The following is a 25,042-nucleotide window of genomic DNA, read 5'->3' as shown; positions in this document are numbered from 1 at the left end:
GTGACTTGGACGGTGCCCTGCGTATTTCGCAGAGATTGATTGATTGGGATCAATGTGGCTGGGGAGCTTTGGGCGCCTACTGATCGGGCAAGCGCGATGCTTGGCCGGGCGGGTCCGTCCGGTCCGGCGCCGCGCAACGTGGCGCGGCCCCCGCCGGGGAGGGTAGGGACCGCCGCAGACCAATAGAGGCGCGTCATGGATTCTCTGATGTTCGAACCGAAAATCCCCGTTGCCGAAGCCGAAACGCCGGACCCCTGGCGCGGTTTTGCGCCCGGTTCCTGGCGGACCACGGTCGATCTGCGCGATTTCATCGTGAAGAACGTCCGCCCCTACGACGGCGACGGCAGCTTCCTCTCCCCGGCCAGCGACCGCACCCTGTCGCTGTGGAACAAGGTGCGCGATCTCCTGAAGGAGGAGCGCGCGGCCAAGGGCGGCGTGCTGGACGCCGACACGGAACTGGTGTCCTCCATCGTCAGCCACGCCCCCGGATACATCGACCGGGAGCTTGAGGTCATCGTCGGGCTTCAGACGGACAAGCCGCTGAAGCGGTCGATCATGCCCTTCGGCGGCTGGCGCATGGTCAAGACGGGCCTGGAGGCCTACGGCTTCACCCCCTCGCCGAAGCTGGACGACGTGTTCCCGGCGCTGCGCAAGACGCACAACGACGGCGTCTTCGATGTCTACACCGAGGAGATGCTGCGCTGCCGCAAGTCGGGCGTCATCACCGGCCTGCCGGACGCCTACGGGCGCGGCCGCATCATCGGCGACTACCGCCGGCTGGCGCTCTACGGCGCCGATTTCCTGATCGCCGACAAGAAGGCGCAGTACAAGAGCCTGGAGGTCGACCGCATCGACGAGCACACGCTGCGCCTGCGCGAGGAGATCACCGAGCAGATCCGCGCGCTCCGCGACCTCGTGACGATGGCGGCCTCCTACGGCTTCGACGTGACCCGCCCGGCGGCCAACGCCTTCGAGGCGGTGCAGTGGACCTATCTGGCCTATCTGGCGGCGGTGAAGGAGGCCAACGGGGCGGCCATGTCGCTCGGCCGTGTCTCCAGCTTCCTCGACGTCTACATCGAGCGCGACCTGCGCGAAGGCCGCCTCGACGAGGCGGGCGCGCAGGAGCTGATCGACCAGTTCGTCATCAAGCTGCGGATGGTGCGTTTCCTGCGCACGCCGGAATACGACCAGCTTTTCTCGGGCGACCCGACCTGGGTGACCGAGTGCATCGGCGGCATGGCGCTCGACGGGCGCACGCTGGTGACCAAGGGCAGCTTCCGCATGCTGCACACGCTCCAGAATCTGGGCCCCGCGCCGGAACCGAACCTGACGGTTCTGTGGTCGGAAAGCCTGCCGGAGGGCTTCAAGGCGTTCTGCGCGGAGACGTCGATCAAGACCTGCTCCGTGCAGTACGAGAACGACGACCTGATGCGGCCCTTCTGGGGCGACGACTACGGCATCGCCTGCTGCGTCTCGGCCATGCGCATCGGCAAGCAGATGCAGTTCTTCGGCGCCCGCGCCAACCTCGCCAAGACGCTGCTCTACGCCATCAACGGCGGCCGTGACGAGGTGTCGGGCGAGCAGGTCGGCCCGGCCTTCGCGCCGATCACCGGCGACGTGCTCGACCACGACACGGTGGTGGCGCGGCTGCTGCCGATGATGGAATGGCTGGCGCGCGCCTACATGAACACGCTCAACGCCATCCACTTCATGCACGACAAGTACATGTACGAGCGGCTGGAGATGGCCCTGCACGACCGCGACGTGCTGCGCACCATGGCCTGCGGCATCGCCGGGCTGAGCGTGGTCGCGGACAGCCTGTCGGCGATCAAGCACGCCACGGTCAAGGTGGTGCGCGACGAGCGCGGTCTCGCCACCGACTTCGTGATCGAGGGCGACTATCCGGCCTTCGGCAACAACGACGACCGGGTCGACGGCATCGCGGTGTGGCTGGTCGAGACGTTCATGGGCCTGCTGCGCAAGCAGAAGGCCTACCGCGACGCGGTGCCGACGCAGTCGGTGCTGACGATCACTTCGAACGTCGTGTACGGCAAGAAGACGGGCAACACGCCGGACGGGCGCAAGGCCGGCCAGCCCTTCGCGCCGGGGGCCAACCCGATGCACGGGCGCGACCGCAAGGGGGCGATCGCCTCGATGGCATCGGTGGCCAAGCTGCCCTACGCGCACGCCCAGGACGGCATCAGCTACACCTTCACCATCGTGCCCGGCGCGCTGGGGCCGACCGAGGGCGAGCGGGTGGCGAACCTCGTGGGCATGCTCGACGGCTATTTCGGCCAGGGCGGCCACCACATCAACGTGAACGTCTTCGACCGCGAGACGCTGCTGCACGCCATGGACCATCCGGAGCTGTACCCGCAGCTGACCATCCGGGTGTCGGGCTACGCGGTGAACTTCATCAAGCTGACCCGCGAGCAGCAGATGGACGTCATCAGCCGCACCTTCCACGGCGCGCATTGAGTCCCTGAAAGTCCCCTCTCCCCTTTGGGGAGAGGGTTAGGGTGAGGGGGCGCCCGTCAGGGCGTCAACGCAGCCTCAATGCAGTGCATTTCCGGCCTTGCGGCCGCCCCCTCATCCCATACCCTTCTCCCCAGAGGGGAGAAGGGCTTCTACACCGTCCCCTGCGTGTCCTCCCTGATCCCCAGCGCCTGCATCCGCTCGTAGAGCGAGGCGCGCGAAATCCCCAGCAGCTTGGCGGCCTTCGCCTTCACCCCGCCGGTGCGGGACAGGGCACCGACGATGGCCGCGCGTTCCGTCTCCTTCAGCACGTCGCTCAAGGGACGGTCTCCACTCTCCGCCGGGCGCTCGCCCGGGCCGGCGGGACCCGCCGCGCGCGGCAGGGCGCCGCGGATGTGCTCGGCGGTCAGGGCCGTGTCGTCGGTCATGGCCGACACCCGCTCCAGCACGTTGCGCAGCTCCCGCACGTTGCCCGGCCAGTCGTAATCCTCCAGCACGGCGATGGCCCCGGCGGTCAGTTCCCGCGATGGGGCGGCGGTGGTGAAGGCCAGCTCGTCGAGGATGCGGTCGGCGATGCTGCCGATGTCGTCCGTCCGGTCGCGCAGCGGCGGCAGGGTGATCGGAACCACGTTCAGACGGTAATAGAGGTCGGCGCGGAATTGCCGCTCGCGGACCAGGGCGTCGAGGTCGCGGCTGGTCGCCGCGATGACGCGCAGATCGACGCGCACCACCTTGTTGGAGCCGACCGCCTCGAACTCCCGCTCCTGAAGCACGCGCAGCAGCTTGGCCTGGAGCGGCAGCGGCATGTCGCCGATCTCGTCCAGGAACAGGGTGCCGCCGTCGGCCAACTGGAACTTGCCTTCGCGCATCTTGCGGTCGGCGCCGGTGTAGGCGCCGGGGGCGACGCCGAACAGCTCCGATTCCAACAGATTCTCCGGGATCGCCGCGACGTTCACCCCGACGAAGGGCGCACCGGCGCGCGGGCTGGCGGCGTGGATGCCGTGGGCCAGCAGTTCCTTGCCGGTGCCGGTCTCGCCCAGCAGCAGCACGGTGCTGTCGAGCTGCGCCGCGCGGCGGGCCAGCCGCTTGACCTCGCGCATGGAATCGCTGTTGCCGATCATCTGCGACAGGGAGTATTTCGCGCGCCGCTCCTGCGCCAGCTCCTGCCGGGTGCGGTTCAGCTCCTCCTGGAGCTTCTGGTACTTCGACATCAGCGGGCGCAGCCGGTCGGCCCGGTCGAACAGGGCGAAGCCGATGGCGCCGATCAGCGTCCCGTCCTCCTCGCGCAGCGGCAGGCGGGTCACCACGATGGTCCGCTCCCCGATGTCCATGAGGTCGAGCAGCATGGTCTGCCCGCTCTCCACCACATGGCGCATCTGGCTGTTGGGGATGACCTCCTCCACCGGGCGGCCCAGCGCGTCGTCCGGGTTCCCGGAATAGCCCAGCAACTCCAGATAGCGGTCGCCGATCCAGGCGATCCGCGCGTCCCGGTCGACCACGATCAGCCCGACGCAGGCGTCCGCCAGATGGTGGAACAGCGACTCCACGGCCCTGGCCCGCAGATGTTCGAAGTTCGGTTCGAGGCTCATGCCTTCTTCCTTCTTGGTGGGGAGCTTGGTGGAGGGCTTCGCGGACCTAGCATCAAGTGGGGGCACCATACCAGGGAATCCAGTTGGGGGATGCGCCGCCCATACGCACGACGGTGATCCTATGCCGAATTACGCCGTGTGCCGGGGGGCACGCTGTTGTATGGTGCGGTACGACCTTGACCGACCGAAGACTTCCCACTGGCATGCTGCCGAAGGCCGATTCGAACGACCCGAACATGCCGGACCATGAGCAACTTCTGCTTGCCGTCGCGCGCAACCGCGATTCCACCGCCTTCCGCGCGCTGTTCGACCATTTCGCGCCGCGGATCAAGGCCTACATGCGCCGGCTCGGCGCCGACAGCAGCGCGGCGGAGGAGCTGGTCCAGGACGTCATGATGGCGGTGTGGCTGCGGGCGGACCGCTTCGACCCGGCGTTGGCCAGCGCCTCCACCTGGATCTACACCATCGCCCGCAACCGCCGGATCGACCGCGTCCGGCAGGAGCGGCGGCCCGAGCTTCAACCCGATGACCTGACGCCGGACGGTGGGGAGGAGCCGACGCCCGACCACCAGTTCGAAGCCGCCGAGACGGCCTTCCGCCTGCGCGCGGTGATCGGCAACCTGCCGCCGGAGCAGGCCGACGTGCTGCGGCTCGCCTACTACGAGGACAAGGTTCACACGGAAATCTCCGCCGAACGCGGCATCCCCCTGGGGACCGTGAAGACGCGCCTGCGGCTGGCCCTCGGCCGCCTGCGCCGGGCGTTTGGTGAGGGGGCATGACCGTGCCGGCCCATCATCCCGCCCCCGAACTGCTTCTCGATTACGCCGCCGGCAGCCTGCGCGCGGTGCAGTCGCTGCTGGTCGCCGCCCACCTCGCCTACTGTCCGGACTGCCGGGCGCAGGTCGCCGAGCTGGAGACCTGCGGCGGCGTCCTGCTGGCGGATCTGCCGCCCGAGCCGGTGTCCGACACCCTGTTCGGTACCCTGATGACCCGGCTGGGCGATGCGGGCGCCCCTCCGCCGCCGCCCGTCGCCGTCCCGGCCGGAAAGAGCCTGTTCCCCGGTCCGCTGCGCCGCGCCATCGGTGCGGAACCGGACGCGCTGGAGTGGGTGCGCGTCGTTCCCGGCGTCCATCTGTCCGCCTGGGCCGTCAGCGCCGGAACGGCCTCGGCCTGCCTGCTGCGCATGGCCCCGGGAGCGCGGGTTCCGGCCCACCGCCACACCGACAGCGAGATGCTGCTGGTGATGAAGGGCGGCTTCTCCGACGAGTTCGGGGCTTACCGCGTCGGCGACGTGGCGTCCTATGAGACCGGCTCGCCGCACCACGCCGTGGCCGATGCGGAGGGGGAGTGCCTGTGCCTGCTGGTGCAGGACCAGCCCCTGGTGTTCACCGGGCCGCTCGGCTGGCTGCTCAACCGCGGGTTCCGCTTCTGATCGGCGTGAGACCGGGGCAAGAGAGACCGTGGCAAGGGACGGCATCGTCGTCGGCTTGGTGGAATCCGGTTCGGCGCCCGAACAAGGCCAGCAAACCGTCGCCCAGCGCGCCGCGCCAGGCGAACCCGTCGTGCCCGGCGGCGTAGTCGCGGTACGCAACGGCGTAGCCCTTGGCTTCCAGCACGTCCCGCAGATGGCGGGAGCTTTCGAGGATGCCGATCTCACCGTCGCCACCGGTTTCGAACAAGCCCGCGCTGAGGAAGAAACGCACCGGGCGGCGATCGCGCGACGCCACCAGAGAGGCCATATGCTCCGGGCGGTCCGGCGGCGCCTCGGCCGGATGCCACCAGAAGGAGCCGGACATGGACAGCGCGTTTCCGAACCGGTCCGGATGGGCCAGCGCCGCGGACACCGCCGCCAGCCCGCCGTAACTGGACCCGGCCAGAACGGTGCGGTCGGGCCGGGACCGGATGCCCGCCCGCTCCCTCAGCCAGGGAAGAAGCTCGTCGGCGAGCATCGCCGCGAAAGCGGGATTGGCCGGCAATTCGCGTTCCCGCGCCTCGGCGGTGGGGTTGGCGATGAAGACGGCGACGGTCGGCGGCAGGCGGCCGTCGCCGGTCAGCCGGTCGAGCATGGTTGGAACCGGCGCGCGCCGACCGAGATAGTCCGGCCCGTCGAACAGCAGCAGCAGGATCGTGTCCTTGGCCGCCGGATCGGTGCCGGGCGGCGCATAGACCGCGACGTCCCGCGTGTTGCCGAGGATGCCGCTGGTGAAACGTTCGGCGACGAGCCGGCCCGCCGGTTCGGCCCAGCCGCCTTCCAGGCCGGGTTGGGGCGGGGCGCCGGGCAACTCCACCAGGGAGACCTGATTGTAGGCATCGGGCGCGTCGGGTGGCCAGGGGCGATGGTTCAGCGGATCGGCCTGAAGCCGCGCCAGGATCGCCATCCGGCATTCGCGGCAGGTTCCGGGGAAGTTCGGCACGTCCGGCGCGATCTGGTAGGACAGGCGGGTGGAGGCGGAGACGGTGAAGCTCTTGTACCAGACGTCGCTGCCGCCGAGCCGTTCGAGGTTTTCATGGTTGGAGGTCGGCCCCCCGAGCAGGCGCACGTTGTGGCGGGCCCCCCGCGCCAGGAAGGTCATTATGACCCGGTCCGATCCCGACGCGTCCTTCAAAGGTTCCACCAACGGCGTGCCGCGCCGGGCGATGTCCCGCCAGAAGGCATCGGTCCCGCCGCCGCGCTTCACCGTTTCCGCCAGGGCGGCGATGGTCGGGCTCAGATGCCCCTGAAGGACGGGATGCTGGTCCGCCACGGCGATGCGGCGGGTCAGCGCCAGCCGATAGCCGCCGGTCCCGCGCAGCGTGACCCGCAGCGCCGCCATGCCGGGCCCGGCGACGAACCGGAAGGCTTCCCGCCCCGCCGTTCCGTTCAGCAGAAGCCGGACGGGGCGTCCCTCCTGGTCGATCAGCCGCAGCTCCGCCGCGTCCGTTCCCGAATCGAGCACACCTTCGACATAGTCGCCGTCGTCGAGGTCCAGGGCATGGACGCCGCCGCTCTCCGTGCCGGACACGGGACCGTCAAGGACCAGCGGGGAGCCGTACGGCACCCCCGCGCAGGCGTTCAGAACCATCATCACCAGTCCCACGAGTGTCAGACGCTTCAATCGCCCGGCCTTTCTCATCCGCCCACCGCGGCACGGACCGGTTCCGCGTCGGCGGCGACCGCCTCCGCGATCACCCGGTCGAGCAGGGGGCCGACGATCCGCAGGGACGCCGGGGCGATGATGTCCTCGTGCGAGCAGTGGGACAGGCGGTGGACGGACAGGCTCCCAACGCGGCCCGCCCAGCTTCCCTCGGGGTCGATCTCCGGCGGGATCGACTTCTCCGCCACGAACAGCGTCAGTTCGCCGTCGTAAACGGGGGTGCGCGCCTTCGAGAGAACCCGCACCGCGTCCTTGTAGTTGCCGAAGATGTGGCCGAACATCTCCACCTTCTCCCGCCGCAGATCCTCGTCCATCACGTCGGCCAGGGCGTCGCCCAGGAACTGTTCCTGCTCGCGTTCGGCCGCCCGGTCGGCGTCGGTGCGGCCCAGCCCGCTCCAGTCGTGCGCCTCCGCCGGGTAGGTGTCGAGCAGGCCGAGGAAGTCAACCCGCTCCCCCATCCGCCGCAGCCGCACCGCCAGGCCGTAGGCGACCGTGCCGCCCAGCGAATAGCCCAGCAGATGGTAGGGGCCCTGCGGCTGCACCTCGCGCAGGATGGCGAGCTGGCGGTCGCACAGCTCGTCGAGGTCGGCGCTGAGCGCCAGCGGGCCGTTGGGGCGCGGCGATTGCAGCCCGACGATGGGCCGGTCGCCGCCCACGTAACGCGACAGCACGCTGTACTGCCAGGACAGGCCCGAGCCCGGATAGAGGCAGATCAGTGGCGGCCCCGACCCGTGGCGCAGGCGGATCACCGGCGCGAAGCCCAGATTCTCCGGCTCGTCCCGTTTGCCCGCTTCGGCCAGTTGGGTTTCGGCCAGTTGGGCGGCCAGACGGGAGACGGTGGGGGCGACCATGATCTGGCTGACCGCCACCGGCCGCCCGATGTCGCGGCGGATGCGCGCCGCCAGCCGCATCGCCAGCAGCGAATGGCCGCCGATGGCGAAGAAATCGTCGTCCGCGCCGATCCGTTCCAGGTCCAGAAGTTCGGCGAAGAGGACCGCCAGACGGCTTTCCAGCCCCGGCGCCGGTGGACGGCCCGACGAGTCCGCCTTGGCGCCCGCGATGGGCAGGGGCAGGGCCTTGCGGTCCAGCTTGCCGTTCGGCGAGAGGGGGAGGGCGTCCAGCGTCACGTAGGCGGCGGGCAGCATGTGCGGCGGCAGCGTGTCCTGCAGGGCGGCGCGGATGGCGGCCTCGTCCACCGTCCGGCCCGCTGCCGGAACGAGATGGGCGACGAGTTGGCGCCGGTCCATGCCCGGCTCGGAACGGCCCTCGCCCAGCACGACGGCGGTCACCACCGCCTGGGCGACGCCGGGCTGGGCGGCCAGCGCGCTCTCGATCTCGCCCAGCTCGATGCGCTGGCCGCGGATCTTCACCTGATGGTCGGTGCGGCCGAGATACTCGACCGAGCCGTCCGGCAGCCAGCGGGCGAGGTCGCCCGTGCGGTACATGCGCCGCCCCGGATCGAAGGGATCGGCGACGAAGCGCGACGCCGTCAGGCCGGGTCGTCCGAGATAGCCGATGGCGAGCTGGTCGCCGCACAGATACAGCTCCCCCACCGCTCCCGGCGGCACCGGTCGCAGGGCGTGGTCGAGGATGCGGAGCTGCGTGTTCCACACCGGCTTGCCGATGGGAACCCCGCCGTCCCCCTCGATCCAGGCGCCGGACGCCGGGCAACAGGTGACGTCCACCGCCGCCTCGGTCGGGCCGTAGAGGTTGTGCAGCGCCGCGCCGAAGCGGTCGGCGAAGGCGCGCGACAGGCTCCGCCCCAGCGCCTCGCCGCTGCAGAAGACGCGGGTCAGGCTGGTGCACATGGGCGCGTCGGGACCGTGGCTTTCGATCACGCTGGCGGTGAACAGGGCCAGCATCGACGGCACGAAATGGATCGTGGTGATGCGGTGTTCCTCAATCAGCCGAACCAGGGCCGCCGGGTCGCGGTGGGCCTCGGGCGGCGCCATGACCAGCCGCGCCCCGACCAGGAAGGACCAGAAGAACTCCCACACCGACACGTCGAAGCCGCAGGGCGTCTTCTGCAGGATCGCGTCGTCCGGCCCCAGGGGATACTCGTTCTGCATCCACAGAATGCGGTTGACGATGGCGCCGTGCGACACCGCCACGCCCTTGGGCCGCCCCGTGGTGCCGCTCGTGTAGATGACGTAGGCCGGGTGCTCCGGCGTCAGTTCCTCCATGAGAACAGGCGCTTCATCCACCTCGCCGGCGTTCTCATCGACCGACAGCACCGGCACCGCGTCGCCGAACAGCGGGCGCGAGGCCGCGTTGGTGATCAGGACGCGCGGCTGGGCGTCGGACAGCATGAAGGCCAGCCGCTCCGCCGGATAGCCGAGGTCGAGCGGCAGATAGGCCGCCCCCGCCTCGATGACCGCCAGGATCGACAGGCTGAGCGCGGCGGAGCGCGGCACGCCCACCGCCACCACGTCGCCGGGGCGCACCCCCAGGGCGCGCAGTCGCCCGGCCAGGGCGGTCACCCGTCGCCGAACCGCGTGGAACGTCAGGCTCTCCCGCCCGTCGACCAGCGCGACGGCGTCCGGCGTGCGCGCCGCCTGTCCGGCCAGCAAATCGCGCAGCGTGGTCCGGGGCACCGCCCGTGCGGTGGCGTTCACCGCGGCGAGGTGCCGCCGCTCCGTTTCCGTCAGGGTCGGCAGGGCGGCCACGGGCGTCTCGGGATGGCGGACCAGCGCGCCCAACAGGCCGCGGACCCGCTCCGCCAGCGCCGCCGCGTCGGGCACGGCGCCGCGGTTCTCCACCAGCAGGGTCAGCTCGCGGCCCGGCAGGACCAGCAGGGCGAGCGGGTAGTGGCTGTAACCGCGGTTGTGGACTCCGGAGACGCGGACACCGCCGAGGTCGATGGCCTCGTATCCGCTGTCCGGGTAGTTCTCCACGACCAGCAGCGTGTCGAACAGCGCCGTACCACCCGCCATCGCCTGAAGCTCCGACAGGCCCAGCCCGTCATGCTCCATCAGGGCGATGTGGCGCTCCTGGATGGCCGGAAGCTGCTCCCACAGCGGCCGCGCCGGGTCCAGCGCCACCCGCACTGGCAGGGTGTTCAGGAACAGGCCCACCTGCTCCTCCACGCCCGGAACGGCGGCGGAGCGACCGGAGACCGGCGTGCCGAACAGCACGTCGTCGCGCCCCGCCAGATTGCCGAGGACCAATCCCCACACCGCCTGCATCAGCGCGTTCAGCGTCAGCCCCTCCGCCCGCAGGCGGGAGAGGAGGGCGTCGGTCAGGTCCGCCGGCAGGGCCAGCTCGGCTTCCTCCATCGGCGCGTCGCCACCGGACCGGGCCGGGTCGAACAGAACGGTCGGGGTGGCTCCGGCCAGCGCCCCGCTCCAGGCGGCCCGGCTCTCCGTGCCGTCGCGGGCCAGCAGGCCCTGGACCACCGCCGGATAGGCGACGGTCGGGGGCGTCAGCGCATCGGGACCCTGCCCATAGGCGGTCAGCAGATCGCGCAGCAGCAGCGGCGTGGACCAGCCGTCGACCACCAGATGATGCACGGCGATCAGCAGCCGATGACGGTCGGGCGCGGTGCGGACGAGAACGGCCTTCACCAGACCCAGGAAACGGTCGGTCGGGTTGGCGCGCTCCGCCGCCGCGGCCTCGATGCGGACCAGTTCCGTGGCGCGGGTCTCCGGCGACCATTCCGACAGGTCGTGGTGCTCGACGGGCCACAGCCCGGCGTCGCCGTCCGGCAGGGCGGGGATGACCAGCAGCGGGTCGCCGTGGGTGTCGTGGTCGAACAGCCCGGCAAGCTGTGGGTGGCGGCGCAGCACGGCGTCGAAAGCCCGCCCCAGCCGCTCCGCGTCCAGCGGCCCGTCGAGGTCGAGCGCGGTGAAGGCGTTGTAGGCGCTGGCCTTGCCGCCGAGCTGGCTCTGGAACAGCATGCCCTTCTGCAGGGGCAGCAGCGGCACCGCCGCCGCGACCGGGCCATGGCGGGCCTCCAGCGCCGCCAGATCGGCGGCGGGCTGCGCTGTGGCGGTCCGGCGTTCGGGAACCAGCGGCTTCAGGGCGGGCGCCATCCGCCGCGGGTCGCGTCCGGCGAAGACGTCGCGGGGGCGCAGCTCGAACCCATGGGCGCGCAGCGCGCTGCCCAGCGCGATGGCGCTGATGCTGTCACCGCCCAGCGCGAAGAAATCGGCGTCGGCGCCCACCGACGGCAGTTGCAGAACCGTCGCCATGGCGCGGCAGAGCAGCGCCTCCGCCGGGGTGGCGGGAGCCGCGCCGCCGGTCTCCGCCGCCGGGGCGGGGAGGCGCGCCCGGTCCACCTTGCCGTTGACGGTCAGCGGGAAGGCGTCCAGCACCACCAGCGCCGAGGGCACCATGTAATCGGGCAACCGTTCGCGCACGCCGTGCAGCAGGTCACGGGACGTCCGCTCCGAGCCTTCCGCCAGAGTGCAGTAGGCGATCAGCCGGTGGCTTCCGTTCACCGCCTCCGCCACCACCAGCGCCCCCGTCACGCCGGGCAGGCGGTGCAGGGCGGCTTCGACCTCCGGGATCTCGATGCGGTAGCCGCGGACCTTGATCTGGTGATCGGCCCGCCCGATGAAGTCGATCTGCCCGTCGGCGGTCCAGCGCACCAGATCGCCGGTCCGATAGAGCCGCCCGCCCGTGCCGAACGGATCGGCGACGAAGCGCTGGGCGGTCAGTCCCGGACGGCCCACATAGCCCGCCGCCAGACCGGCGCCACCGATGTGGAGTTCCCCCACCGCGCCGATCGGCACCGGGCGCAGGCGCGCGTCCAGCACATGCACCCGCACATTGCCGACCGGGCGCCCGACCACCGGCCGCTCCGCCACCGCGACGGGGGCGCGCAGCGTGTCCACCGTGTTCTCGGTCGGGCCGTAGAGGTTCACCGCCATGAGATCGGCATGGCCGCGGAGTTCCGTCCACAGGGCGGGGGAGGCCGCCTCGCCGCCGATCAGGATCAGCATCGGGTGATGGTGCCCCGGTTCCATCAGGCCGCAAGCCAGCATCTGCGCGCAGAAGGAGGGCGGCAGGTCCATGGCGTCGATGCGCCGGCTCCGCACCTCCTGCACCAGCGCTTGGGCGTCGCGCCGCATCTCCTCGTCGAAGACGTGCAGTTCCTGCCCCAGCAGCATCCAGAAAATTTGCAGCCAGGAGGAATCGAAGGCGAAGGAATGGGTGTGCGCGGCCCTCAGGACGCGGGGGCCGTGGCGCCGCCGCACGGCCTCCAGCGCCGGACCGTAGACCGTTGCCGTGTGGGACAGCAGCAGGTTCAGCAGCGCGCCGTGGGTGTTCATCACCCCCTTCGGGCGCCCGGTGGAACCGGAGGTGAAGATGATGGTCGCAACGTGGGCCGGCGTCAGGGTCGCCTTGCGCTCCGCCGCCGCGACGGGTCCGCCGGGCAGGGCGGCGCAGGCGGCCAGCAGGTCGGCGTCGTCCAGGCACAGCGCCTCCAGCCCGGCGGGCAGCCGTTCCACCACCGAGGTCCAGGTCAGCGCGCAGCGTGGCCCGGCGTCCTCGCACATCATCGCCAACCGCTCGGTGGGGTAGTCGAGGTCCAGCGGCAGATGGGTGGCGCCGCTCGCCAGCACCGCCAGCATGGCGACCACCGCGTCGGCGGAGCGCGGAACCGCCACCGCCACCACATCGCCGGGGCCGACGCCCCGCGCGATCAGACGCCGCGCCAGCCGCGACACGGCGCCCGACAGCTCCACGAAGCTGTTGCGGGTGTCGCCGAACACCAGCGCCGTGGCCTCCGGCGTCTCCGCAGCCTGACGGTCCAGCACCTCGATCAGGGTCGCCGGATGGTCCGGCGCGGTGAAGACGGTGCCGGCGGACCAGGCGGCGATGGCCGCTTCCTCGTCGGCGTCCATCACCGGCAGGGCGTCCAGCGGAGTGCCGGCCACCGCCGCGTCGAGCAGCCGGATCAGGCGCCGGGCGTGACGGGCCAGTTCAGCGGCGTCGTAGCGCGTGCGGTCGGCGCGCAGTTCCAGCGCGATGCCGCCGCCGCGGGTCATCAGCCCGAATTCGAAGTCGTCCACCGGGCCGGTCGCCAGATGGTGGGTGACCGCCTCGACGCCCGCAAAGCGCAGGTCGTAATCGAACAGGCGGTAATTGACGACCGGGCCATACAGCGCCTTGCCCGACCCGACCTGCCCCAGGTCGCGGGGAATGCGCTCCGCGTCGTAGCGCTGGTGCCGGCGCGCCTCCCGCAGCGCGGCCCGCACCCGCCCGGCCGCTTCGGCCAGCGTGCCGGCCCCGGTCAGGTCGATGCGCACCGGCAGCACGTTGACCACCGGCGCCATGGCGTGGACGGCGGCGGAGCCCATGCGCCGCATGAAGGGCACGCCCACCACCGGGCGGGGATCGCCGGACAGCCGGTGCAGATAGACGGCGATGCCGGCCATCGCCAGATCGGCGACCGACACGCCGCAACCCTCCGCCAGCCCGGCGAGTGCGCGGGCCAGCGGGTCGGGCAGGGCGGCGGCGTGGGCCACCACCTCCGACGTGGCCTGCTGCTCGGTCGGCTTGGCGCCCTGGACCGAGAGGGTCAGCGGCGCCGGAAAGTCCCGGCACAGCCCGCTCCAATAGGCGCGGTCGCGGACCAGCGCGTCGGAGGCGAGATAGGCCGCTTCCTCCTTTGCCACCGCGGCGACGGAGACGAAGGGGCAGGGGGGCGGCGTCCGCCCGTCCATCGCCGCGCCGTACAGATCGGCGATGCGGCGGGTCAGCGCGTTGAAGCTGTAGCCGTCCAGCATGATGTGGTGGTAGCGCTGGTACCAGATCCAGCGCGGCGCCCCATCCGCTCGGGTGACGTCGAACAGGATCTGGCGGCACAGCGGACGGTTGCCGTCGGCGGGCAGGTCGCCGGCCAGATCGTCGGCCATGACGGCGCGTGCTGCCGCTTCCGGGTCGGCCGCCGCGGTCAGGTCCATACGCTCCGGCTCCGTCGCAGCCTTGCCACCGCCCAGGATCTGGACGACGCCGCCGTCCCGCTCGGCGAATCGCGCGGTCACCGTGTCGGCCTCCGCCAGCCCGTCGCGGATGGCCTGCGACAGGCGCACGGCGTCGATGGCGCCGTTCAGCTCGATGGCGTGGGCGATGACGTAGGCGTTTTTCCGGGCCGCGACCTGATCCGCCAGCCAGATGCCCAATTGCGTGCCCAGCAGGGGGATGATGCGCATGGCCCTGTCCTTGATGTCGAATGTTGAATCCCCTCTCCTTTCTGGGGAGAGGGCTATGCAGCTCAGGCGGCGGCGGGGGTGAGGTCGGTCCAGGCGGCCTCGATGTGGTCGAGGCAGGCAGCGCGCCCGGCGGGGCCGAAGACGGCGGTCCAGCCCTCCGGCACCGCGGCGAAGCACGGCCACAGGCTGAACTGGCCGGCATCGTTCGCCAACGCCAGGAAGTCGTGGCGCTCGTCGTCGAAGGGATTCACATACTGGTCGTTGGTCATCGGGGGTGTCCCTGAAATGAAAAGGCTAGCGCCCCAGCGTCGCCCCGCCGTCCACCAGCAGGTCGGCCAGGGTGATGTGGCCGGCGGCGGGGGAGGCGAGGAAGACGACCGTCTCCGCCACGTCGCGCGGCGTGGCGAGCTTGCCGAGCGGGATGCCGAGCTTGTGCTGGCCGGGGTTGCCCTGGATGGTCTTCGCCGCCCCGTCCGGTCCGCTCCACAGCGCGCGCTGCATCGGCGTGTCGGTGGAGCCGGGGGAGACGACGTTGCAGCGCACGCCGTAGGGCGCCAGTTCCAGCCCCACCGTCATGGTCAGGCTGGTCAGCGCGGCCTTCGACGCGCCGTAGGCGGCCATGCCGATCCGCGGCACATGGGCCGCGTTGGACGAGACGCTGACGATGGCGCCGCCGTTTCCGCCGCTTTTGAAAGCCGGAATCACCGCCCGCATCATGTGGAAGGGACCGGCGACGTTGACGGCGAAGCTGTCGCGCCAGTCGGCGTCGGTCGTGTCCTCCACCGGCCCCATGCGCAGGATTCCCGCGACGTTGGCCAGCGCATCGATCCGCGTGCCCTCGGCGAACAGCGCCCGGCAGGTTTCGGCGACCGCCTCGGCGTCGGCGATGTCCAGCGTCACGGCGCGGTAGGGCCGCTCCCCGCCGTCGTGCCAGTGGCGGTCGAAGGCGACGACGATGGAGCCGCGGGCGTGGAACAGGTCGGCCACCGCCCGCCCGATCCCCTGCCCGGCGCCGGTCACCCAGACGGTCCGGCCAGCGAAGTCCGTCATGCCGCGACACGCCCGGAAGCGGCCAGCCGGGGCTCGATCAGCGCCCACCAGCCGTTGATGCTCGGCTGCGCGGCCAGTTCGGCGAAGCCGACCTCGACGCCCGCGGCTTTCCAGCGGTCCACCACCTGCATCACCGCAATGGAGTCCAGACCGAAATCCATCAGGTTGTCGTCGTCCCCCGGCGCTTCGTCGAGCGAGGCCAGCAGGATGCGCCGCAGCCCCTCCTTGCTCAGCACCGCCGCGGGGGCGGCCAGCACGCTGTCGGAATGGATCGTCCGCCCGGCGTTGCGCGCGACGTAGCGCAGCGCCATCATGTGATCCTCCCGCGAGAAGTCGGCGATGGCGTCGGCGACCAGGAAGGGCTCGATGCCGCGCATGAAGGCGTCCAGCGCCGTCTGCATCACGCCGATGTGCGCGTAGATCCCGCAGATCAGCAGCTGGTCGCGCCCCGCCTCCGCCATCATTTCGGCCAGCGGCGCGCGGAAGAAGGCGCTGTAGCGCCATTTGGTCAGCACCCGGTCGTCGGCGTCCGGGGCCAGCGGGGCGACGATGCCCGCGAGGTCCGGCTTGGCCGTCAGGCCCGGCCCCCACAGGTCGTTCAGCAGGCCGCGGTCGGCGTCGGACTGCACCGGCGGCTGGGCCGTGTAGACGACCGGCACGCCGAGCGCCTTCAGATGGCGCTTCAGCCGGACGATCCGGTCGATGCAACTGACGATGGCCGGGTTGGCCGCGCCGTAGAAGCCGACGAAATAGTCCTGCATGTCGTGGATCAGCAGCACCGCGCGGGCGGGGTCGACGCTCCAGGACACCTTGTCCTGCGGCAGGTCCGCGGCGGTGGGCAGGGCGTAGGGGGCGATGGATCGGATGGTCATGATGCGGTCGTTTCCATGAGAGCGTTGTCTTGGCGCGCCCGCTCGCGCAGGGTCTGCTTGTCGACCTTGCCGACGGCGGTCTTGGGAAGGTCCGGGACGAAGACGAAGCGGTCGGGCAGCTTGAAGTCGGCCAGCCCCTGGCCGCGCAGGAAGCGGCGCAGCTCCGAAGGCTTGGTCGCGGGCGGGGCGATCACGAAGGCGCAGGCCCGCTCGCCCATCAGCGCGTCGGGCATGGCGACGACGGCGGCGTGGCCCACCGCGGGGTGGGCGGCCAGCAGGTCTTCGACCTCCTGCGCGTCGATCTTCTCGCCGCCGCGGTTGATCTGGTCCTTGTTGCGCCCGCAGACGACGAGGTTGCCGCCCGGCGTCAGGCTGACCAGATCGCCGCTGCAATAGAAGCCCTCGGCGTCGAAGACGCGGGCGTTGTGCGCCTCCGCCTTGTAGTAGCCGCGGAAGGTGTAGGGGCCGCGGGTCCACAGTTCCCCCACCGCGCCGGGCGGGACCGGGTGGCCGGCGGCGTCGAGGATGCGGATCTCGTCGTCGGGGCTCATCGGGCGGCCCTGGGTGTTGACCACCGTCCAGGGATCGTCGTCGAGCCGCGTGTAGTTCACCAGCCCTTCCGCCATGCCGAAGACCTGCTGGAGACGGCAGCCCAGCCGCTCCGGCACCCGCTCGGCGACGGCGGGGCTGAGCTTGGCGCCGCCCACCTGGACGACCTCCAGGCTGGACAGGTCCTCGGCGCCGGCGGCGGCCTCCAGCCAGACCGACAGCATCGGCGGAACCAGCGCCGCCCAGGTGACGCGGTGGCGCGCGATCAGCGGGAAGCAGGTAGCGGGGCTGGGATCGCCGGCCATCACCACCGTGCCGCCGGCGTGGAACACGCCGAGCGCGCCGGGCGAGCTGAGCGTGAAATTGTGCGGCGCCGGCAGGGCGCAGAGGAAGCGGCAGGACCCGTCCAGCCCGCAGATCTCGACGCTGCGGCGGACGCTGTAGAGATAGTCGTCGTGGGTGCGCGGGATCAGCTTCGGCGTGCCGGTGCTGCCGCCGGACAGCTGGAAGAAGGCCACGCCGGACGGGTCGGCGGCCAAGTCGGCGGACGGGTCCGGCCCGGCGGCGTCCTGCGCCAGCGCATCGCCGTTGGCCCAGGCGAAGCCGCCGATCCCGTCGTCCGCCGGAGGGCCGAGCAGGAGCAGCCGCTCCGCCCCGACCGTCTGGGTCATCAGGGCGACCAAGGACGGATCGGCCGCCGGCAGCACGGCCAGCGCCGGTTCGATCTGGCGCGCGTAGGCCGTCAGCTCATAAACGCCGTGGCTGTTCAGCGCGTTGACCGGCACCACCCCGCAGCGCAGCAGGGCGAAGAAGACGAGATAAAACTCCGCGCGATTGGGCAGCCGGACCAGCGCCGTGTCGCCGGGCCGCAGGCCACGGGCGCGGAAGGCCGCCGCCAGACGGGACGACAGGCGCTGCAGGTCGGCGTAGCGGAACCGGCGCTCCCCGCAGAGGATGGCGGTGGCCTCGGCCGCAGCACCCCGGTGGCGGTCGATCACGTCGGTCAGCGGGTCGCCGGTCCAATAGCCCTTGGCGCGGTAGCGCTCCGCGAAGTCGGCGGGCCAGGGGGTGAAGGCGACACTCACGACGCCAGCTCCACCGGAAGGTCGGTGTTGGAGGGCTGGGCGGACGCGACGCCGAACAGGTTCAGCATGGTGGTCAGCTTCGCCGCCGTTTCCTCCCACTCCGCCGCCGGGTCGGACTCGGCGACGACGCCGGCCCCGGCGTAGAGGCGCAGATGCCGGCCCTGGACCAGCCCGCAGCGGATGGACAGCGCCCATTCGCCGTTGCCGCGGCTGTCCATCCAGCCGACCATGCCGCTGTACCAGTTGCGGGCGTAGCTCTCCAGCCGCGCGATGGTGTCGCGGGCGAGGTCGGTCGGCGTGCCGCAGATCGCCGGCGTCGGGTGCAGGGCGTGGGCCAGCCGCAGCGACGACACCGCGGGATCGATCAGTTCGCCGGTCAATTCGGTGGACAGATGCAGCATGGTCGGCGTGCGGATCACGCTGGGGGCGTCCGGCACGGACAACGGGCTGCAATGGCCGGCGAGCGCTGCGCGCACGGCATCGACGACGTAACGGTGTTCCGTCCGGTCCTTTGCCGAGGCGAGCAGGGCTGCGGTGCGCTGGCGCTCCACCTCGGCGGACGGGCTGCGCGGGGCGGAGCCGGCCAGAGGGTTGCTGACCACGGTCCGTCCGGTCTTGCGGATCAGCAGTTCCGGGCTCGCCCCCACCAGCGTCTGCCCATAGGCGACCGGGGCCGTGAAGACGTAAGCTCCGGGATTCTGCCGCAGCAAGGCGCGCAGCAGGCGGCCCGGCGCAAAAGCTTCGCGCGCCTCGACATCGAGCGGCCGCGACAGCACGACCTTCTTCAAAGGCGTGTCGCGGAACAAACCGATGGCCTGGGCCACCGCCGCTTCGAAGGCGCCGCGCCCCACCGTCTCCTCGATGGCCTTCAGCGCGACGGGGTCGGGGTCGGCGGCCATGCGGCCCGCATCCTCGTAATCGCAACGTTCGGGGATGAACAGGCGGGCGTGCTGGCGTCCGTCGAAGGGGACGGCGCCGACCAGGATGGGATTCTCGTCCCCCTGGGCCTTGCGGCGGCGGAAGGCGCGGTCCAGCGCCTCCTCCCACCGGCCGTCGGCGAAGCTGCGGTCGTCGAGGGCGACGTCCAGCCGCTCATCCACGCCGTAGGCTTTGAGGACGCGGCCGCGCGAGGCGAAGGCGAAATCCGGGTCGGAACGGCCGCCAAGCGGCCGCTCCCCGGCGGGCAGGGGTAGAACGTCCATGGAAACACAAGCCTCCACTGTCCATCCGCCAGCGCGGACGACGTTGACATGTTCGGAAAAAAACGCGCCGTCGATGGTCCCAGGCGGGCACGGGAATCGCCGCCGGCCTTCTGCCGGGACCGCGGATCGCGTTCGCATATATGCGAATGATTCTCATTCGCAGTATAGGGTTATGCCCAAAGTCGCGCAAGTATTTTTTGCATTACAGAATATGTTTCTCTCGCATTCGGACTCAGTCTCCTGCCTCAGCCACCCTCCGGTCGTGCGCCATGGCGCCCAGCCGGTCGGACAGGCGGAAGACCAGCGACAGCACCACGGGCAGGACCGTCGCCGTCACCAGGCTGGAGATCAGCAGGCCGCACAGCACGACCAGCCCCAGCCCGCGGTACAGTTCCGTCCCGGCGCTGGACACCGCGACCATCGGAATCAGGCCGGCGACGGTCGTCACCGTGGTGATCAGGATGGGGCGAAGCCGGCTCTGCAAGGCGTCGGCGATGGCCTCCGCTCCGGACATGCCGTGCGTCCGGCGGTTCACGGCGGCCTGCTCCACGATCAGGATGGGGTTGTTCACCACCGTCCCGACCAGCACCAGGAACCCCATCATGGTCAGCACGTCGAAGGGCTGCGGCGGGCCGAAGCCTCCCGGCAGGCCGGCGGCGAGGTTGTAGAGCCACAGCCCGACCAGCCCGCCGCCGATCCCCGTGGGCACCACCGCCATGATGATCAGCGGATAGCCCCAGTGCGAGAAGACGGCGACCAGAACCAGATAGGTGATGGCGAGCGCCAGCAGGAAGCCGCCGGCCAGGGCGGAGCGCAGCTCGTCCAGCGACCCGCCGGCCCCGGTGATGCGGGCGCTCATCCCATCGGGGATCACGCCCTCGGCGCGCAGCCGGTCCACCAGATCGGTCCGCACCGCGGCGATGCCGGATTCCAGCGCCACCGACCGCGGCGGGATGATGGTCAGGGTGACCGTCCGGAACCCGTCGATCCGCGCGATGCTGGAAGAGCCCACGGTTTCCCGCAGTTCGGCAAGGCTGGACAGCGGAACCGGGGCGCCGCGGCCGGTGTGGAGCACCAGATCGGCGAAGCTCTGGCGGTCGCGGCCAAGGCCCCCGGCCACCCGCAGATAGATGTCCAGCGTCTCGTCGTTCAGGAGATACTCGTCGGCGAAGGCGCCGTCCGAATAGGCGCGCAGCGTGTAGCCCAGCTCGGCCAGCCCGATGCCCATCTCGCCCGCGCGCTCCCAGTTCGGGTGCAGTTCCAGGAAGGGCTGCGACATCGCCAGTGTGGGCGGGGAGGGATCGCTGTTCACCTGCCCATCCGGGAACAGGTCGCCCGCGCGGTCGAGCACCGCCAGCGCCGTCGCGTAGAGCGTGGTCAGGTCGCCGCCGCTCAGCTCCAGCCGGATGGCGCGGGCGCCGCCGCTGTTGCCGGAGAAGATCGACCCGCGCGCGGCGAAGCCGCGCATGCCGGGGATCGCCCGCATCCGCTTGGTGACGTTGGCGATCAGCGCGTCGGTGTCGGCGGGGTTCAGCGGCTCCGTCACGAAGCGGATGAAGCCGGGCCGCATGAAGCTCAGATTGACGCGCAGCGGCGGGATGCCGGTCTCGGCGTCCGCCTGCGCGGCGCCCACCTGACGGCTCAGCAGCGGGTCGATCTGCCGCCAGACCTCCTGCATCGACTCCATGCTGTAGCCGGGCGGGGCGGCCATGAAGCTGAAGACGGTCGCCTCCTCGCCTTCCGGCAGATATTCGGCGGGCGGCACCATGTACAGCATGACGGCCACCATGGCCGCGGCGGAAGCGGCGAGGATCGCCAGTTCCCGCCGGGCGCTGCGCAGCATCCAGCGCACCGCCACACCCAACGCGCCCTCTCTTGCCGGCCCGTGCGAGGGGGCGGCGGACGCCACCGACCAGCGCCCCGCGACGACGGGAACCAGGACGAGGGCGGCGGCCATGGACATGACGACGGCGCCGGTGATGGCGATGGCGATGTCGGAATAGAGCTGCCCGGCCTCCGCCGTGATGAACAGCACTGGCAGGAAGACCAGGACGGTGGTGAGGGTGGAGGACAGGATCGCCGGCCACACCTCGGCGATGCCGTCCTCGGTCGCGGCGGCCTTCGGCTTGCCCATGCGCAGGTGGCGCGCGATGGCGTCCAGCGCGACCACGCTGTTGTCCAGCGTCATGCCGATGGCGAAGGCGACGCCGGACAGCGAGATCACGTTGATGCTGCGCCCGGCCGCCGCCAGGACCAGCAGGGTCGCCAGCGTGCAGACCGGCATGCTCGCCGCCGCCGCCGCGGTCGCCGGGATGGAGCGCAGGAACAGCAGAAGCACCACCGCGGCCAGGACGCTGCCGGCGATCAGGTTGCTCAGCACGTTGTCGATGGACCGTTCCATGTAGCGCACGTCCTCCGACAGCAGCCGCATGGTCAGCCCGCGCTCCTTCAGGGCGTGGCGGTTCAGCTCCTCCACCGCTTCGGTCACCGCGTCCTTGACGGCGATGACGTTGGCGCCGGCCCGCTTGCCGATGGTGACGAGCAGGGTGGGGCGCCCGTCGGCGAAGGCGACGCTGCGCGCCTCCTGGGTCGCCATGGTCACCGACCCGACGTCGCGCAGGCGGATGGCCGTGCCGTTCTCGCGCGCGACGATCAGGTCGGCCAGATCCTCCAGGTCGGCGAAGCGCCCGATGGTGCGCAGGAAATAGCGGCGCTTGCCGAAGTCGCGGTCGCCGCCGGAGACGTCGCGGTTGCGTGCCCGGACGGCGTCGCGCACCGTCCCCACATTCAGGTTGCGGGCGGACAGCTTCAGCGGGTCGAGCAGGATGTGGATCTCCTGCGCGGCCCCGCCGATCACCTCGGCCTTGGCCACGCCGGCGACCCGCTCCAGCCGGGGGCGCAGGACGTTTTCGATCCAGTTGGTCTCGCGCTGGATGGAGTCCGCGTCGGTGGAGCCGTCCAGCCGCTCGACTCCGAAGAACAGGAAGGGCTCCGCCGTCGCGGATTCGGCGACGATGCGCGGGCGGTCCACCGTCTCCGGATAGTCGGTGACCTGGGACAGCGCGTTGTCGATGTGGATCAGCGCCTCGTCGATGGAGGTGCCGGAGGGGAATTCCAGCTCCACCTGACCGCTGCCGAACTCGGCGCTGGAGGACAGGCGGACGAGGCCGGGGATGGCGCGCAGGTATTTCTCCTGCTCGATCAGGATCTCCTGCTCGACGTCCTGCGGGGTGGCGCCGGGCCAGTTGGTTTCCACCATGATCCGGCGCGGGCTGATGTCGGGGATCATCTGCACCGGAATGCGGAAGACCGACACCGCGCCCAGCAGGCACAGGATCAGGACCGACACCAAGGCGGCCAGCGGGTTGCGCAGGATCAGGCGGGTCATCGCGACTCCGGAAAAGAACTTTTAGTTTTATCCCCTCTCCCCTCCGGGGAGAGGGTTAGGGTGGGGGAGCTGCGCTCGGCGGAACGTCCGGCAAAAACGCAACCCCCTCACCGCCCGCTTCGCGGGTACCCTCTCTCCAGAGGGGAGAGGGCTGAACTCCTCACCCCACCATGTCCGGGACGACCGGCTGGTCGGGGCGCAGGCCCTCGTTGCCCTGGACGACCACCAGATCGTCGGGGCGAAGCTCGGGACTGAGGACTTCCACATGGTCGCCGGAATGGCGGCCCGTGCGCACCGCCACCGGGCGGGCCACCGCCCCGTCGCCGCCGCGCTGGACCACCCAGACGCGGGCGCTGCCGTCGGGATGGCGCTGCACCGCGTCCGCCGGGACCTGGAGCGCGATCTCCGCCATCCCCGGCGCCGGGCCGAGAGCGACGCCGACGCGCGCCGACATGCCGGGCATCAGCCGCCCTTCGGGGTTGGGAAGCGCGATATGGACGCGGAAGCTGCGGCTGACCGGATCGGCGGCGGGCACCACCCGTTCGACCGTCGCGGCGATGCCGGCCCCGTCCGCCGCGTCGGCGACCAGAACGGTGACCGGCGTGCCGGCGTCGATGCGCCCGTGCTGGCGCTCCGGCACATCGACGACGACGCGCAGCGGGTCGGTGGCGGTGAGTTGAAGCACCGAACCGCCGGACCCCACCCACTCCCCGCGCCCGGTGCGCCGTTCGGTCACCACCCCGGCGAAGGGCGCGGTCAGGCCGTGACGCGCCAGCTGCTCCCGCTGGATGGCGACCGCGGCGCGGAGCTGGCGGACCTTGGCCTCCTCGATGGCGGCCTGGGCGAGCAGCGTGCGGTAACGGGATTGTGAGACGCTCTGCACACCGGCCAGCGCCTCGGCCTCGCGGGCCAGCCGCAGGGCGTCGCGCTGGAGGTGCTCCGCCTCGGCCAGGGAATGCTCCAAGCGCTCAAGCTCCAGCCGGGCGATGGTGTCGTCCAGGCGCAGGAGGGGTTGCCCGGCCTCCACCCGGTCGCCGGCCTCGACCAGCAGGGCGTCCACCCGGCCTTCGACCTGGGCGGACAGGGCGCTGCTCTGCGGCGACACCAGCGTGCCGGGGAGTTGCAGCGTCTGGCGGACGGGGGCGGCGACCACCGCTGTCACCTTCACCCGCGTCTGGGCGGCGGCCGGAAGCGCCGCGGCGAGCAGGGCGGCGAGGAGGGCAGTGTTCAGCAGGATCGGCATGGCGCGGGTCATCATCCGGTTCCCCATCATCCGGTTCCCTCCAGGGCGGGGTCGCTCATCGGCGCCCCGCGCATCGTGGCGGCGGCGGCGGTCACGGCGGCGGCGAGCGCCAGCGCGCCCAGGCCGAGCGCCAGGATTCCCGCGGCGGGGCTCAGCAGCGTTGCCAGCAGGCCCATGCCGATGGTGCCGGCGCTGTCGCCGAACACGTCCTGGGCGGTCCACAGGCTGTTCACGCGACCGAGCAGGTGGTCGGGCGTGTGGCCCTGGACCATGCTGTATTCCAGGAGCGAGGCGATGGAGGTGGCGTAGCCGAACAGCACCAGCACGGGCAGCGCCACATAAAGGCTTCCGGCGGCCCCGATCACGGCGACGCAGGCGAAGGCGCCCATGCAGGCGCCGCCCATCACCGGACCCGGACGCTCCAGCCGCGCCGCCCAACCGCTGAGCGCGGCGCCAAGGGTCGCCCCGATGGGAACGGCACTGTACATCAGCCCGGTCTCGAAGGCGCCGCCGCCGAACACCTCCTCGGCCAGCGCCGGGAAGAGAATGCGGATGGAGGTGGCGACCGTGGTCAGGCAACCCAGCGCGACCACGCCCAGGATGACTTTGTGACCGAACAGGAAGGCGAAGGCCTGCGCCATGGCGCGCAGCGGGTTCTCCCCGGCCTCGCCGCCCTCCGGCATCATCCGGGGCAGGCCGAGCAGCGTCAGGACGGTCAGACCGGTGCCCAGCGCCGTCAGCAGATAGACCCAGCCGACGCCCAGCCCGGCGATCAGCAAGCCGCCCAGCGCCGGCGACAGGATGGTGGCGACGCGCATCGACAGCATGCCCAGCGCGCGGGCCTGCACCAGATTGGCGCGCCCGACGAGATGGGGCATCGCCGCCAGCAGGGCGTTGACGCCGATGGCCCCGAAGAAGCCGTCCCAGAAGGACAGGGCGTAGATCGCCGGCAGGGACGGGGAGGGCAGCGCCGCGTTGGCCGCCAGCCCGAGGAAGCCCAGGCCGCAGACGCTGCGGGCGAACAGGATCAGCCGGCGGCGGTCCGTCCGGTCGGCCAGCACGCCGCCCAGCAACAGGCCCAGGAACATGCCCACGCCGTCGCAGGCGGCGGCGATCCCGACCTGGAGGCTCGACCCGGTGAGGGCATAGACCTGAAGCGGCACCGCCACCGACAGCAGGCCGAGCGCCATCAGCGAGATCGTCCGGGCGATCAGCACGCGGCGGAAATCGGGGTTGGTCTTCAGAAGACTGACATCGACGAAAAGGTTCGACAGGGTCATGGGGCGGGCCTTTCC

Annotated in this window: 14 protein-coding genes; 3 read left to right on the top strand and 11 right to left on the bottom strand. The window is 71.2% G+C overall.

Annotated features, from left to right (window positions below; genetic code table 11):
* Positions 1-195: 195 nt before the first annotated feature.
* Positions 196-2,478, top strand: coding sequence for a formate C-acetyltransferase (gene pflB / locus TSH58p_RS23645; protein WP_109469461.1), 2,283 nt, complete (start codon positions 196-198; stop codon positions 2,476-2,478).
* Between the two features lie 149 nt (positions 2,479-2,627).
* Here pflB and TSH58p_RS23640 read toward each other — a convergent pair whose 3' ends face one another.
* The gene (locus TSH58p_RS23640; RefSeq protein ID WP_109469460.1) at positions 2,628-4,064 is read right to left on the bottom strand and encodes a sigma-54-dependent Fis family transcriptional regulator; all 1,437 of its coding nucleotides are present in this window, start codon (positions 4,062-4,064) and stop codon (positions 2,628-2,630) included.
* A gap of 203 nt (positions 4,065-4,267) precedes the next feature.
* On the opposite strand from TSH58p_RS23640, the gene TSH58p_RS23635 reads away from it, so the two are divergent.
* Together TSH58p_RS23635 and TSH58p_RS23630 are read left to right on the top strand one after the other, a co-directional pair.
* On the top strand, positions 4,268-4,843 hold the full coding sequence (locus TSH58p_RS23635; protein ID WP_109469459.1) for a sigma-70 family RNA polymerase sigma factor: 576 nt from the start codon (positions 4,268-4,270) through the stop codon (positions 4,841-4,843).
* On the top strand, positions 4,840-5,496 hold the full coding sequence (locus TSH58p_RS23630; protein WP_109469458.1) for a ChrR family anti-sigma-E factor: 657 nt from the start codon (positions 4,840-4,842) through the stop codon (positions 5,494-5,496). The genes TSH58p_RS23635 and TSH58p_RS23630 overlap by 4 nt, the downstream gene beginning before the upstream one ends.
* Here TSH58p_RS23630 and fes read toward each other — a convergent pair.
* The 10 genes from fes to entS form a co-directional block, all read right to left on the bottom strand.
* Positions 5,474-7,159, bottom strand: coding sequence for an enterochelin esterase (gene fes, locus TSH58p_RS23625; protein WP_247895561.1), 1,686 nt, complete (start codon positions 7,157-7,159; stop codon positions 5,474-5,476). The genes TSH58p_RS23630 and fes overlap by 23 nt on opposite strands.
* A gap of 14 nt (positions 7,160-7,173) precedes the next feature.
* Entirely contained in the window at positions 7,174-14,358 is a 7,185-nt protein-coding gene (locus TSH58p_RS23620; RefSeq protein ID WP_109071753.1) for a non-ribosomal peptide synthetase, read from the bottom strand.
* A 62-nt stretch (positions 14,359-14,420) separates the two neighbouring features.
* Positions 14,421-14,627, bottom strand: coding sequence for an MbtH family protein (locus TSH58p_RS23615; protein WP_109071752.1), 207 nt, complete (start codon positions 14,625-14,627; stop codon positions 14,421-14,423).
* 25 nt (positions 14,628-14,652) lie between these two features.
* Positions 14,653-15,408, bottom strand: coding sequence for a 2,3-dihydro-2,3-dihydroxybenzoate dehydrogenase (gene dhbA, locus TSH58p_RS23610; RefSeq protein ID WP_109071751.1), 756 nt, complete (start codon positions 15,406-15,408; stop codon positions 14,653-14,655).
* A complete protein-coding gene (locus TSH58p_RS23605) occupies positions 15,405-16,280 on the bottom strand; it encodes an isochorismatase family protein (protein ID WP_109071750.1) in 876 nt (291 codons plus the stop codon). Before TSH58p_RS23605 ends, dhbA begins: the two co-directional genes overlap by 4 nt.
* On the bottom strand, positions 16,277-17,914 hold the full coding sequence (locus TSH58p_RS23600; protein ID WP_109071749.1) for a (2,3-dihydroxybenzoyl)adenylate synthase: 1,638 nt from the start codon (positions 17,912-17,914) through the stop codon (positions 16,277-16,279). The genes TSH58p_RS23605 and TSH58p_RS23600 overlap by 4 nt, the downstream gene beginning before the upstream one ends.
* A complete protein-coding gene (locus TSH58p_RS23595; RefSeq protein WP_109071748.1) occupies positions 17,911-19,116 on the bottom strand; it encodes an isochorismate synthase MenF in 1,206 nt (401 codons plus the stop codon). The genes TSH58p_RS23600 and TSH58p_RS23595 overlap by 4 nt, the downstream gene beginning before the upstream one ends.
* A gap of 232 nt (positions 19,117-19,348) precedes the next feature.
* The gene (locus TSH58p_RS23590; RefSeq protein ID WP_109071747.1) at positions 19,349-22,504 is read right to left on the bottom strand and encodes an efflux RND transporter permease subunit; all 3,156 of its coding nucleotides are present in this window, start codon (positions 22,502-22,504) and stop codon (positions 19,349-19,351) included.
* Positions 22,505-22,664: 160 nt separating this feature from the next.
* The gene (locus tag TSH58p_RS23585; RefSeq protein WP_247874229.1) at positions 22,665-23,777 is read right to left on the bottom strand and encodes an efflux RND transporter periplasmic adaptor subunit; all 1,113 of its coding nucleotides are present in this window, start codon (positions 23,775-23,777) and stop codon (positions 22,665-22,667) included.
* Complete coding sequence (entS, locus tag TSH58p_RS23580; protein WP_109071746.1) at positions 23,774-25,027, bottom strand: enterobactin transporter EntS; 1,254 nt, start codon at positions 25,025-25,027, stop codon at positions 23,774-23,776. Before entS ends, TSH58p_RS23585 begins: the two co-directional genes overlap by 4 nt.
* Between the last annotated feature and the right edge of the window lie 15 nt (positions 25,028-25,042).

The sequence above is a fragment of the Azospirillum sp. TSH58 genome (assembly GCF_003119115.1).
In the GTDB taxonomy this organism is placed as follows: domain Bacteria; phylum Pseudomonadota; class Alphaproteobacteria; order Azospirillales; family Azospirillaceae; genus Azospirillum.
This window is presented reverse-complemented; position numbering and strand designations above follow the sequence as displayed.